Origin of the sequence: Sporosarcina pasteurii, assembly GCF_041295575.1 — a bacterium.
Classification (GTDB): Bacteria; Bacillota; Bacilli; order Bacillales_A; family Planococcaceae; genus Sporosarcina; species Sporosarcina pasteurii.
Window position 1 is genome coordinate 711,249 of the sequence record NZ_CP160452.1, and the last position, 13,411, is coordinate 724,659.

The following is a 13,411-nucleotide window of genomic DNA, read 5'->3' on the forward strand; positions in this document are numbered from 1 at the left end:
TTTTTGTGAGTATTGGCAATCAAATACCGTATAATAAGAAGAATAAAACATGCAGCAGGCCGAGACAGATGCAATGATTAAGGAGGAAATTCACATGAGCATTCTCAACGAACTACTAAAAGATATACCAGTACCTAAAATGTTGAAAGTACGTCAATCATTTGATGATACAAAATTAGACGATGTAGATGGCGCGTTGAATGAAGCATTACAAAAAGAAGAAATTCGCAGGACCGTAAAACCAGGCATGGAGATTGCAGTAGCTGTTGGTAGCCGCGGCGTGGACCAAATCGTCGAGGTGACCAGAAGAACAATTACATATTTAAAAGAACTTGGGGCAAAGCCTTTTATCGTTCCAAGTATGGGAAGTCACGGCGGTGCAACTGCGGAAGGACAAACGGCAGTTCTTGCACATTTAGGTGTAACGGAAGAGTCGGTTGGTGCTGAGATTCGTTCATCTATGGAAGTTGTGGAGATCGGAAAATTAGAGAACGGACTGCCAGTTTACGTGGATAAACTCGCTTCACAGGCAGATGGTATCGTTGTAATTAACCGCGTGAAACCACACACAGCATTTAGAGGAACTGTTGAAAGCGGTATTATGAAAATGATTGCTATCGGTTTAGGGAAACAAAGAGGGGCAGAAACATGCCACCAGCTCGGTTTCGAACATATGGGCAAACATATTATTTTAATGGCTTCGATGATCCTGGAAAAAATGCCTGTATTATTTGGCGTTGCGACAGTTGAAAATGCTTTTGATAAAGTTGCGCATGTTGAGGTTTTATTACCAGATGAAATCGAAACGCGTGAAACAGAGCTTCAAAAAATGGCGAAACAATTATTACCTAAAATTAATTTCGAGAAAATTGATGTACTTGTGATTGATGAAATTGGTAAAAATATTAGCGGCGACGGAATGGATCCGAATATTACTGGACGCTATCCAACGCCTTACGCGCACGGTGGACCGGAAGTTAATAAAATGGTAGTGCTTGATTTGACACCAGAAACAGAAGGAAATGCGAACGGTGTTGGAACAGCTGACTTTACGACAAGACGCCTTGTTGATAAAACAGATTGGGATGCAACGTATGCAAACGGCCTTACTTCAACGGTTGTAGCTCCTACGAAAGCAGCGACGACATTGGCAAACGATAAACTTGCAATTAAGGCTGCGATTAAAACATGTAATATTTTAGACTTTACACAAGTTAGAATGGTACGTATCAAAAATACGTTAGAAATTGGTGAAATTGAAGTTTCGGAAGCGTATCTCGAAGACGTGAAGGCCCATCAATATATGGAACAAATCACGGATTTATATGAACTGTCATTTGATGATGAAGGAAATTTAGCGTAAACATTTTAGGAGGATTTTCACATGAGCAATTTATTCGATTTGACCGGAAAAACAGCTGTCGCGATTGGCGGAAATAGTGTATTAGGTTCAGCAATGGTTAAAGGGTTAGCAGACCAAGGTGCACAAGTAGCTGTCGTTGGCCGGAATTTAGAAACAGCAGAAGAAGTTGTACAAGATATTATCGCAAAAGGCGGTAAAGCGAAAGCGTTCCAAGCTGACGTGATTTCAAAAGAATCTCTAAAGAACGTTGCAAAAGAAATTGAAGCTTGGTCAGGCGGCTGGGATATTTTATTAAACGCACCTGGAACAAATAGTCCGACACCATTTTTTGAAATAGAAGAAGACGAGTGGGACCATATTTTAGACGTGAACTTAAAAGGCATTATGTTGACAACGCAAGTGTTCGCTGAAAGAATGATTGAACAAGAAAGAAAAGGTAGCATTATTAATATTTCATCCGTATCATCAACAACGCCATTATCAAGAGTCTTTACATACTCCGTATCTAAAGCTGGCGTAAACAATATGACACAGTTTTTAGCGCGTGAATTTGCACCGCACGGCATCCGTGTAAACGCAATTATTCCAGGATTCTTCCCGGCGGAACAAAACCGTAAAATTTTAAGTGAAGAACGTATTGCATCAATCATGGGCCATACGCCAATGGATCGTTTTGGAAAACCAGAGGAGCTTGCAGGTACAGCTGTTTGGCTTGCTTCAGACGAAGCATCTGGCTTCGTTACAGGAACGCTAATCCGTGTAGACGGTGGTTTCGGTGCGATGACAATTTAAATGAATTGGACGCAGGAACGTTAATCAAAAGCTTTGGAGAACATTCCAAAGCTTTTTCTTTTCAATACAATGAGAGTAAGGTGAAAAGTAATGTCGAAAGAACTTGTACTTGCACTGGATATCGGTACGACGAGTGCGAAAGCAGTTATATTTGAACAAAATGGTAAACTTGTTGCAGAAGCTGAAAGAATGATAACTTCTCATTATCCGCAACCGGATTGGGTAGAACAGGATCCGGTGGAAATAGAAGCTGCCTCTAGGGGCGCTATTAAGGATGTCTTGGAAAAAGGGAATGTGGATGCAAATCATTTAGTCTCGGTTGGCCTATGTGCGGCAATGCATTCTCTTATTTGCATCAATGAACAATTTGAACCTTTATCGCCAGTAATGATTTGGGCGGATGGTCGAAGCAGTGAACAAGCGCGTGCACTGCGTGAAACAGTCGGAGATGAAGTTTACGCAAATACAGGATTGCCGAACCATCCGATGTCCCCGTTTAGTAAATTGCTATGGATGAAGGAGACGAATTTCGAACCTTACCAGCAGGCAGCTTACTTTATGTCTGCAAAGGAATATGTCATCCAAAAATGGTTTGGCGTTCGTGTCATTGATTATTCTATGGCGTCAGCAACAGGCATGTTTAATGTGAAGGAATTCGATTGGGACAAACAAGCGCTAGCATTGAGTGGCGTAAATGCCGAACAACTTTCTAAAATTGTAGCGCCAACAGAAAAATTAACAGGACTCGATGAAGCAATTGCGAAGGAAATGGGTATTCCAGCAGATCTTCCATTTGTCATTGGCGCTGCTGATGGGCAGTTAGCAAACTTAGGTAGTGGTGCTATTTCACCTGGTGAAGTAGCGATTTCAGCAGGAACGAGCGGTGCAATTCGCCAAATGATGAAAGGTTTTAAAGTAAGCGAAGACCAAGAAGTATTTTGCTATGCATTTACGGATGAATTATCGATTATTGGTGGGCCAACAAATAACGGCGGTATCGCACTCCAATGGTTAAAAGAATTGATTGAGTATGAAGGCAGTTTTGAGCAATTAACTGCCGAAGCGGAAAAGGTTGCACCGGGGGCGGAAGGGGTATTATTCCTACCTTATATTAACGGAGAAAGAGCACCGGTATGGCGTCAAGAAGCGAAAGGAAATTTCTTCGGACTGTCCATTACGCATAAAAAAGAACATTTAGTCCGTGCAGTGTTGGAAGGCATTACGTATAATTTATTCCACATCGGCATTGCGTTAGAAAAGCAGGCGGGCGAAACGAAGAAGATTTATGTCAATGGTGGACTTGCAAGATCACCTCTTTGGGTACAGATGCTGGCGGATGTCTTTGGGAAAGAAGTTTATTTATCGGAAAGTCATCATAGTGCCGCTTGGGGTGCTGCGTGGACAGCATTATACGCAACTGGGAAAGTTGCATCTTTAGAAGATATTAAGCAAAATATCCCGATTGAAGCAATCATTCAGCCGAATATGGACAATCATACATTCTACAAAGAGAACTTCGATAAATATATCAACATTGCCAATGATTTAAAGAAGTATTTTTGATTCTTCTTGGGCCCTTATTTGTTATGATGATTGTAACTGTTACGTGAGAATACCCTTAACTTTTATGAAAAACTAATTTAGTACGAGCGTACGGGATGCTGATATTGTTTTACTTTACCATCAGCTATCCCGTTTTTTATCATCATTTATAAATAAGGTGAGTGAGATCAATGGAAGAAATTTTAAAGCAAGTTCAATTAGGTACTTTAAGTATAGAAGAAGCAAAAGGAAAGCTCGCAACGTATGAAAATTTAGGATTTGCAAAAGTGGACCATCATCGTAAAAAACGTCAAGGCTTTCCAGAGACGATATACGGTGAGGGTAAGACAGCTGAGCAAATTACTACCATCATCACTGCAATTCAAGCGCATGGGGATGACATATTAGTCACAAGGATTTCAGGCGAGAAAGCGACAGAAGTAAGAAGTACACATCCTGAATTAATTTACAATGAGATTGCTGAAATTTTATATACACGTAATGAACGGAAAAATCGTTTTGCAAATGGTTTTATTGCAGTATTATGTGCAGGCACGTCAGATTTAAGAGTTGCTGAAGAAGCGGCTGTTACTGCTGAGGCATTTGGTTGTGAAGTTCGTCGATTTTATGATGTTGGAGTAGCTGGAATTCATCGATTACTAGATAATATCGAAGAAATTCAGCAAGCGACGGTTTCAATAACAGTGGCAGGGATGGAAGGAGCACTACCGAGCGTCGTCGGTGGACTTGTTTCACATCCAGTGATTGCCGTCCCGACAAGTGTGGGTTACGGTGCGAATTTTAATGGTTTATCGGCATTACTCACGATGCTTAATTCTTGTGCATCAGGCATTAGCGTTGTAAATATCGACAATGGATACGGGGCAGCGTACAGTGCTGCGTTGATTCATCGATTGGCACAACCAACAGAAGAGGGGCAGTCATAATGTCAGTCATTCATCCGCCAAATCATGCGCATATTGATGATGCCATGTTTAAAGTTGAAGTCAATTTAGATGATATTTCCGGTGAGATTTTAGGGTATGTGATGGATTTATTAATCGATGCCGGGGCAAATGATGTTTATTATACACCGATTTATATGAAAAAAAATCGGCCAGCGATATTGTTACAACTTCTTTGTTCAAAATCCAAATTGAATAAAATGAAGGAAATCCTCTTCCAGGAAACGACTACCCTGGGTGTACGGTATTATCCTTTAACAGTCCATCGAATGGAAAGAAGCTTTCGAAAAGTTTCGACCAAATGGGGAGAGGTTACTGTTAAAGAAGGGATATTGGATGGGCAAGTGATTAAGAGTTCTCCAGAATTTGAGGAATGCAAAGAAATTGCCGAAGCCAATCATGTTCCACTTAAACATGTTTATGAAGAAGTTTGGAAAAAGTTATCGGAGTGATTTCATCATTAACGATACGCTTTTTAGTCGTAAAAGCCGTTCTCCGTAACGGCTTTCACATTAATCAACGACATTGCACTGTTTTATAGATGACCATTAAATAGGGCGGCAACCGATCTATCCGTCTTTGTTTAGGCAAGACTCATTAAAAATTACTGTCCATCACTTCGTCCCACCGTGATTTTGCTTCTTTTTTCAAGCTATGAATATGCATGGTTATCGTATCTGTAAAGGCGTTTAAATTACGGTCTTTTAATGCTTTTATTAAATTCCAATGATCCTTATGTCTGGCAATTGTGCTTTCTAACGATGTTGAGTAAACAATACGAGATAAGGAAACATGCGTATTTAAGGAATTGTAAATCTGTTTTACATTTGCATTGTTTGCTAATTCAACTAATGTTTTATGCAATCGAATATCTAATTCCAAATACTCTTCAAAGGGAAATGGGCTTAAATCAAGCAAATTATCCATATTAACTACAATTTCAGTGCATTCGTCGATTTGTCTTTTGGCAGCGCTTTCAATTATTTGCTCAGCTGCCCATTTTTCAATCATTAAACGTGCATCGAGAATGTCAGTAAATTCATTAAAACTTAATTGTGAGACGTATGTTCCTTTGCGTGGAATCACTTCAATGAGCCCTTCATGTACCAATTGGTTAATCGCATCTTTAACAGGGGATCGGCTTACTCCGAAAGTATCTGCTAAAGTTAGGATATCTAATTTATCACCGGGTAAATACTCTCTGCTAATAATACTTTTACGAAGAATATCGTAAACTTGTTTTGTTAATGAGGACGTTTCGATTTTGATCATATCTATCGATCTCCTTTATAAGTCTTTCATGTGTCATGTAAAATGTTACAAGTAGTTATGCATATTGATTGCACCAATATTATAGCTACTTACCATTTGAAAATCAATTTGATGAATTTTGAAAATGGTAGGTTGCGAATATTATTATCAATACGTAATGCTTTTTGTACGTAATATATATTAAAAGCATATTGACAAACGTATACTTGTCGACTAGTATGTTAGGTATATTGAAAGCGCTTTCCGTTTAGGGAGTTTTCAGTAAAAATATTTGTATTTGAAAATTATAGAAAAGGGGAGGATTTTGAAGTGAAGAGAAATTTGTGGATTGCTGTACTATTTATTTTAACTAGTTTATTAATTGTTGCTTGTGGAGATGTGGACTCAGATACTGGATCTGATTCTGGTGGAAAAAAAGTTGTTATTAAAGTTGCAAATAACTTTGGAATCGATCATCCACATAATGTTGCGATACTAGAAAAGTTTAAGCCGATTGCTGAGAAAGAATCTAATGGAACATTAGAAATTCAAATTTTCGAAAATAATAAATTAGGCGCGGAATTAGAAACATTTGATGGCGTAAGAAATGGAACAATTGAAATGGCTATCGCCGGTACAACTGTATCAGGTAATCCGGAAAAACTAAAGGTTGGTGACTGGCCTTTCTTATTTGAAAATTTAGATCATGCCAAGGCAGCTTATACTGGGGAAGTTGGCGCGGAAGTCGCTGAGGAATTAGAAGAGAAAACAGGCGTGAAAGTATTAGGTTGGGCCGCAAATGGTTTCCGTGCATTTAGTAGCCATGAGCCAGTTGAAAGTATGGAGGACTTTAAAACTTATAGATTAAGAATGCCAGATTTACCAGAATATATTGCTATTGGAGAAAGTTTAAACGCGAATGTAATTTCTTTACCGTTTTCAGAAATATTTACTGCATTGGAACAAAAAGTTGCGGATGGACAGGATAACCCAATATCTACTTTAGTGGCAAATGGTTTCTATGAGGTTCAAGAAAACGTTTTACTTTCCAACCATGTTTTCAGTCCTAACCTATATGTGATTAATGGAGACTTGTGGGAAAATAAATTAACAGATGAACAAAGAAATGCAATTGAAAAAGCAGCTCAAGCTTCTACCGAATACCAATGGCAGTTATATGGTGAAAGCGTTGAAAATGATATTGCATTCTTAAAAGAAGAAGGTTTAACTGTCACTGAACCTAGTAAAGAGTTCAGACAGGATATGGTTGATGCGATGGAGCCGTTCTTTGCAGAGCGTAAAGAAAAATATACTTGGGCAGAAGAAATGTTACAGAAAATTAAAGATCTAAAATAATTCTCAAAGGGGAATGTCCTACAGAGGCATTCCCCTGTATTTAAACCAATATTTCGTTTGGATTTTTAAATATATTTCACGCTTGAATAACAAATCGTTGTAGTTGAGAGGGGAATCGTCCAATGAAAATGAAAAAAGTTCGTTGGGGAATTATTGGGTGCGGTGATGTGACTGAAGTGAAAAGTGGCCCCGCATTCCAAAAAGTCGAGAATTCAGAATTAGTTGCAGTAATGCGTAGAACTGGTCATTTGGCTAAGGATTATGCAGAAAGACATGGTGTGCCGAAATGGTACGATGATGCTGATAATTTAATAAATGATCCGGAAGTCGATGCAATCTATATTGCAACACCGCCAAGTTCCCATAAAGAGTATGCAATAAAGGCTGCAAAAGCAGGGAAACCCATTTATGTTGAAAAGCCGATGGCGCTTAATTTTGACGAATGTAACGAAATGATTGTTGCCTGTAAAGAGGCAGGTGTTCCTTTATATGTTGCGTACTACCGCCGGGCAATGCCTAGATTTTTGAAGATAAAAGAATTGCTGGACAATAATGCAATTGGGGAAATTCGCTTTGTTATAACAACGCAATATCAAAGACCTTCGGAAGACTTACAGGATGCATGGAGGGTTCAGCCTGAGATATCCGGTGGCGGATTGTTTTTTGATATGGGCAGTCATACGTTAGATATTTTAGATTTTCTACTCGGACCTATTCGGGAAGTGAAAGGTTTTACTGCCAACCAAGCAGGGAATTATCGGGCGGAAGATATCGTAACAGGTGCATATGTATTTGAATCTGGAATCCATGGTACAGGAAATTGGTGTTTTTCTGCCTATGAAGATGTAGATGTAAATGAAATCATCGGAAGTGAAGGAAAGTTAACCTTCTCCACTCTAGGAAATGAGCCAGTTTTGTTAACAAACTCCGATGGAATAACCGAATTTACCTATGAAATGCCAGAGCATGTCCATCAGCCTCTTGTTGAAACAATCGTGGAAGAATTAACCGGCACGGGTGGAGTGTGTCAAAGTAATGGTACTTCAGGTGCCAGGACTAATATGGTGATGGATAAATTTTTTGTATGAAGTGTTGATAAACACATATGACATTACTTTTATGGAGTTGAGAATATGAGAATAAAATATGAAGACATGAAAAACGAATTTAGAAGAGTATTTATTAAAAAAGGTTTTACTGAACAAGCAGCTGAAGAAGCAGCCACGTCTTTTACAAATAATAGCCGCGATGGGGTTTATTCACACGGTGTGAATAGATTTCCAAGAGTGATTGAATATATAGAGAAGGGTTACATAAAGCCAAATGCAGTACCGGAAAAAATCAGTTCTTTTGGTGCAATTGAAAGATGGAACGGAAACTTAGCATTAGGAAACTTAACAGCAAAACACTGTATGGATCGGGCAATGGAAATAGCATCTGAATTTGGTATTGGGTGTGTTGCTCTACAAAATACAAATCATTGGATGAGGGGTGGCGAGTATGGCTGGCAAGCAGCGGAAAAGGGATATGTTGGAATTCTGTGGACTAACACGCAGCCGAATATGCCTGCCTGGGGAGCTATAGATAGAAGGATTGGGAATAATCCTATCATTTTAGCATTGCCAAGAGAAGAAGGACCGGTAGTTGTAGATATGGCGATGTCGCAATTTTCTTACGGTAAAATAGAAGAATATCGGTTGGAAGGAAAAGAGTTACCAGTACCAGGAGGTTTTGATAATGCGGGGAATTTATCAAAAAATCCGAAGGAAATAGAAGAAACATGGCGCGTATTGCCGGTAGGCTTTTGGAAAGGTTCGGGCTTATCCATCGTACTCGATCTCCTAGCTTCCATGTTATCGGGTGGAAATACGACACATGGTATTGGAAAATTAGGCGATGATGAATACGCATTATCGCAAGTGTTTATGGCTATATCACCGGAGAAACTGGGGGATATGTCGGAGACGGAAGAGAAAATTAACGAATCAATTCAATATATTAAAGACTCTGTTCCAGCCTCAAGTGAAGGCGAAGTATATTATCCTGGGGAGCGAACGATGAACACGCGCGAGGAAAATTTGAAACTGGGAATACCTGTCGATGAGGGAGTCTGGAATAAAATTAAATCTATGTAATAAGTTGTTGTGGGATATATAGGGGGGACACCTCGTCCTTATTGGACGGGGGTGCTGCCCCATTGCCTTACGAACAGAGGGGGATATACATGAAAGCAATTCGAATACCTAAAGCACATACAATTGAACTATTAGATATTGAGGAACCAGTGATAGAAAAAGATAATCAGGTAAAAGTTAAGGTGAAAAGGGTCGGTATTTGCGGATCAGATATGCATATTTACCATGGCACTAATCCACTTGCAACTTATCCGAGAATAATTGGGCATGAAATAACCGGAGTAATTGTAGAGTTAGGTAGAGATGTGAATAAAGTATCCGTTGGCGATCATGTTGTGATTGAACCAATTCATTATTGTGGGGAATGCTATGCATGTAAATCTGGTAGACCCAATGTATGCAAAGATGTAGCAGTACTTGGTGTTCACGAAGATGGCGGAATGCAAGAATTTATAATCCTTTCTGAAAAACAAGTGCATAAAATGGATTCAGATATTGAGTGGGATGAAGCGGTCATGGCAGAACCTTATACAATTGGTGCACAAGCCGTATGGAGAGGTAATGTGCAAGATGAACAAACAGTTTTCATTCAAGGGGCTGGTCCAATTGGCATTACGGTTTTAAAAATGGCAAAGATTCTTGGTGCAACGACCATTATTTCTGATTTAACAAATGAAAGATTGGCTTTTGCGAAAGAAAACGGCGCAGACTATACAATTAATCCATTTGAGATAGACACAACGGAAAAAATAAATGAAATTACAAATGGTGAAGGGGCCAATGTTGTAATTGACGCGGTAGGGACGCCACAAACATTTGAATTAAGTGTTCAGATAGCTTCTCCGGCAGGTTATGTTGTGACGCTAGGTTTTAATGCAACACCATCTGCAATCGCTCAAATGCTCATTACGAAAAAGGAATTAACAATTGCGGGTTCTAGACTACAAACGAATCAATTTGAAAAGGTAGTAAAGCTAATTAATGAAAGGAAATTAACACATAATGGTCTAGTCACACATAAATTCCATGTTGACGACGTGAAGGAAGCGTTTAAGTTTATCAAGGAAAATCCTGATAAAGTTAGAAAAGCGGTTATTTCATTTGAATAATTGACTTGAAAAACCACCTTGATTTTTAGAACCGCCAAATCAGAAGGTGCTTATGTAAGAAGTATGAATAGTAAAGGACGAGAATGAAAATGAAGTTTCCTGCCAATTGGTTAACGAGTGACTCCTTGGGCGAGCTTATTTCGAGTGAGTTAAGATTTCAAATCATAAATGGAGAGATTGAAGATGGGGCTGTTTTAAGTGAAAATATGATTTCAAAATCATTTGAAACGAGCAGATCTCCAGTTAGGGAAGCATTTAAAACGTTAGAATTAGAAGGCCTTGTGACCCCGGGACGAATGGGTATTACTGTGCAAGGCTTAAATGAAGAGGATATTAAAGAAATCTATGATGTTAGGTTCTTATTGGAGGGTTTTTCCATCCGGAAAATATTTGAGGGTTTTGATTCGGAAGAGGCATCTGAATTTTATAAAATTGTCGATCTTATGAAATTACATGCTGACCATAATGATTTCATGGAATTCGCCTTTCAGGACTTACTTTTTCATGAAACATTAATCATGCGTGCAAATCATAAAAGGGTCTCTTATTTTTGGAGAAATATCCGAAATATTATCCTCTGTTTACTGGTAGTTGCTACAGAGAAACGATTTAAGGAAGTTAAAGAGGAATTAGATAACCTGATATTCCGACATAGAATACTTATAGATGCGTTAGTGGAGAAGGATCAGAACAAAATTGAAAAATGGCTGGAAGACCATTTACTGGATACGAATGCCACGGTAATGAGTGCTTATTTAAAGAAATAAAAGTGTAGGGGGAATAATATGAAGCGGTTTGCAACATATTCCGATAAGCTATTGAAATTGTTTGCGGTTATTTGCGTCGTTGCTATGAGTCTATTAGTATTCTCAAATGTTGTTTCTAGATACATATTTGACTCAAGTATTCCGTGGGCGAATGAGATGTCTCGATTCTTTTTTGTGTGGTTAGTCTTCTTTGGAGCGATTGAGGCCCTAAAAAGTAATGAACATATGGCTGTAGATTTATTGGTTGGGAAATTACCTAAAGTGGTTAGAAAAATCTCATTTGTTTTTATTAATTTAGTAATATTATTTTTACTTTATATGATTTTTGATGGAAGTATAAAAATTACACAGTTAAGTATAAATAGTCCAGCGCCTGCAACAGGTATCCCATTTTCATTTATGAATGGAATGGGCATTATTTTAAGTGTTGGAATGGCTATAATTGTGATCACTCGCTTAATCACGGTTTTATTTTTCAAAGATGATGTCGATAAATATATGTTGCCCAAATCGGAAGTAGAAGAATTAGTCAATGCGGAAGAGGGGAACAAATTATGACTTTACTGATTTTCGTAGTTGTACTTTTTGGATTAATTCTAATTGGGATGCCGATTGCATTTGCCCTCTTAGCGACCTCAGTGTCTCTCATGTTTTACCTAGATGTTTTTGATACGCAGATTATGGCAACGAACCTGATTAGTGGTGCCAATAACTTCCCACTCATGGCGATTCCGTTTTTTATCCTTGCAGGGGAAATTATGAATGCGGGAGGCATGTCAAAACGAATCGTTGAATTTGCCATGTCACTTTTCGGACATATTCGCGGTGGATTAGGTTATGTAGCAATATTTGCGGGGCTTCTATTTGCAGGGTTATCCGGTTCGGCGGTTGCGGATACGGCTGCACTTGGAGCAATATTAATCCCTATGATGGTACAAGCGGGTTATAGCAGGGAAAAATCAACGGGTTTAATTGCTTCAAGTGGTATCATTGCACCAATTTTACCACCTAGTATTCCCTTAATTGTTTTCGGTGTGACGAGTGGTGTTTCAATTACGAGTTTATTCATGGCTGGAATTGTTCCAGGGATTTTGATGGCGATTTGTCTAGTGATTGTTTGGAGAATTCTGATGGGTAAAGATATGATTCAAACGCTTCCTAGAAAAGGTGCCAAAGATGTTTGGAAAGGCTTTCTTAGTTCATTCTGGGCGCTATTATTACCGGTCATAATTATTGTAGGTTTACGTGGCGGCATATTTACCCCAACTGAAGCGGGGGCAGTTGCTGCATTTTATGCGCTATTAGTAAGTCTATTAATTTATCGTGAAATGAAAATTTCATCGTTATACCAAGTGCTTATTTCAACTGCTAAGACCACGAGTACGGTAATGTTTTTAATTGCTGCAGCAATGGTCTCAGCTTGGTTAATTACAGTATCGGACATCCCAACACTGATTAGTGATTTCTTAGGACCTTTTGCTGGAAGTCCAACTTTGCTAATGTTTGTGATTGTTATTATCTTATTTATTGTCGGTACAGCGATGGATATTACGCCGGCCATTTTAATTCTAGTACCAATTTTGATGCCTTTAGTAAAGATGGCTGGTATTAATGAAGTATATTTCGGTATTATCTTTGTATTAACGGCGACGATTGGTCTCATAACGCCACCGGTTGGAACAGTTATGAACGTGGCTGCGGGAGTGGGGAAAATTACGATTACCCAGTTTGTTAGAGGTACATGGCCATTCCTGCTCGTATATGGAATCCTTGTAATTATATTAATATTGTTCCCATCTATTGTTTTAGTACCATTAGAGTTTTTAGTGAAGTAATCGTTAAAGACGATGGGGGCAGAAACGTTGTCGGAAGGTGCTAGGATAACTATAAATGAAGCCCCTTTTGGAAATCTTTTCTCAGAGATTAATAAAGGAAGTTGACGATTTATCAATCTGTCGACTTCCTTTTGTGAGCTCTTAGTTGTAAAATAGCTTAGGAATATGTATTTTCAAGCAATCGCTTGAAATTGAAGAAAGTATTGAATTTTTCCACCGGGAAACTGATATTCATTGCTAACTTGATAATATTGAAAAAGTTCATGAAGCAATGGTGTCGATTACTGTAGCAGGAA

Annotated in this window: 13 protein-coding genes; 12 read left to right on the forward strand and 1 reads right to left on the reverse strand. The window is 38.7% G+C overall.

From position 1 onward, the window contains the following. Positions 1 to 94 precede the first annotated feature (94 nt). The 5 genes from AB1H92_RS03275 to larC all read left to right on the forward strand — a co-directional run bounded on the left by AB1H92_RS03275 (position 95) and on the right by larC (position 5,114). Positions 95 to 1,363 carry a lactate racemase domain-containing protein gene (locus tag AB1H92_RS03275; RefSeq protein ID WP_115360153.1) on the forward strand — a complete coding sequence of 423 codons (1,269 nt, stop codon included), beginning with the start codon at positions 95 to 97 and terminating at the stop codon, positions 1,361 to 1,363. Between the two features lie 21 nt (positions 1,364 to 1,384). Next, positions 1,385 to 2,155, forward strand: coding sequence for an SDR family oxidoreductase (locus AB1H92_RS03280; RefSeq protein WP_115360154.1), 771 nt, complete (start codon positions 1,385 to 1,387; stop codon positions 2,153 to 2,155). Between the two features lie 90 nt (positions 2,156 to 2,245). Then, positions 2,246 to 3,718 carry a gluconokinase gene (locus AB1H92_RS03285; protein ID WP_115360155.1) on the forward strand — a complete coding sequence of 491 codons (1,473 nt, stop codon included), beginning with the start codon at positions 2,246 to 2,248 and terminating at the stop codon, positions 3,716 to 3,718. A gap of 170 nt (positions 3,719 to 3,888) precedes the next feature. Further along, on the forward strand, positions 3,889 to 4,644 hold the full coding sequence (gene larB / locus AB1H92_RS03290; protein ID WP_115360156.1) for a nickel pincer cofactor biosynthesis protein LarB: 756 nt from the start codon (positions 3,889 to 3,891) through the stop codon (positions 4,642 to 4,644). Next, entirely contained in the window at positions 4,644 to 5,114 is a 471-nt protein-coding gene (gene larC / locus AB1H92_RS03295; RefSeq protein ID WP_115360157.1) for a nickel insertion protein, read from the forward strand. The genes larB and larC overlap by 1 nt, the downstream gene beginning before the upstream one ends. A 145-nt stretch (positions 5,115 to 5,259) precedes the next feature. On the opposite strand, the gene AB1H92_RS03300 is transcribed toward larC, so the two are convergent. Beyond that, positions 5,260 to 5,934 (reverse strand): GntR family transcriptional regulator, encoded by a 675-nt coding sequence (locus AB1H92_RS03300; RefSeq protein ID WP_115360158.1) that lies wholly within the window; start codon positions 5,932 to 5,934, stop codon positions 5,260 to 5,262. A gap of 309 nt (positions 5,935 to 6,243) precedes the next feature. Here AB1H92_RS03300 and AB1H92_RS03305 point away from each other — a divergent pair, with 309 nt between their 5' ends. The 7 genes from AB1H92_RS03305 to AB1H92_RS03335 all read left to right on the forward strand — a co-directional run bounded on the left by AB1H92_RS03305 (position 6,244) and on the right by AB1H92_RS03335 (position 13,115). Then, positions 6,244 to 7,269: a TRAP transporter substrate-binding protein gene (locus AB1H92_RS03305; protein ID WP_115360159.1), complete on the forward strand. Its 1,026-nt coding sequence runs from the start codon at positions 6,244 to 6,246 to the stop codon at positions 7,267 to 7,269. 122 nt (positions 7,270 to 7,391) lie between these two features. Next, entirely contained in the window at positions 7,392 to 8,357 is a 966-nt protein-coding gene (locus AB1H92_RS03310) for a Gfo/Idh/MocA family protein (protein ID WP_115360160.1), read from the forward strand. 45 nt (positions 8,358 to 8,402) lie between these two features. Then, the gene (gene yiaK / locus AB1H92_RS03315) at positions 8,403 to 9,404 is read left to right on the forward strand and encodes a 3-dehydro-L-gulonate 2-dehydrogenase (RefSeq protein WP_115360161.1); all 1,002 of its coding nucleotides are present in this window, start codon (positions 8,403 to 8,405) and stop codon (positions 9,402 to 9,404) included. Positions 9,405 to 9,493: 89 nt separating this feature from the next. After that, on the forward strand, positions 9,494 to 10,513 hold the full coding sequence (locus tag AB1H92_RS03320; RefSeq protein ID WP_115360162.1) for a zinc-binding alcohol dehydrogenase family protein: 1,020 nt from the start codon (positions 9,494 to 9,496) through the stop codon (positions 10,511 to 10,513). An 89-nt stretch (positions 10,514 to 10,602) separates the two neighbouring features. After that, positions 10,603 to 11,280, forward strand: a complete 678-nt coding sequence (locus AB1H92_RS03325) for a GntR family transcriptional regulator (RefSeq protein ID WP_166739542.1) — start codon at positions 10,603 to 10,605, stop codon at positions 11,278 to 11,280. Positions 11,281 to 11,298: 18 nt separating this feature from the next. After that, positions 11,299 to 11,838 carry a TRAP transporter small permease gene (locus AB1H92_RS03330; protein ID WP_115360164.1) on the forward strand — a complete coding sequence of 180 codons (540 nt, stop codon included), beginning with the start codon at positions 11,299 to 11,301 and terminating at the stop codon, positions 11,836 to 11,838. Next, positions 11,835 to 13,115 carry a TRAP transporter large permease gene (locus AB1H92_RS03335; protein WP_115360165.1) on the forward strand — a complete coding sequence of 427 codons (1,281 nt, stop codon included), beginning with the start codon at positions 11,835 to 11,837 and terminating at the stop codon, positions 13,113 to 13,115. Before AB1H92_RS03330 ends, AB1H92_RS03335 begins: the two co-directional genes overlap by 4 nt. Positions 13,116 to 13,411 lie beyond the last annotated feature (296 nt).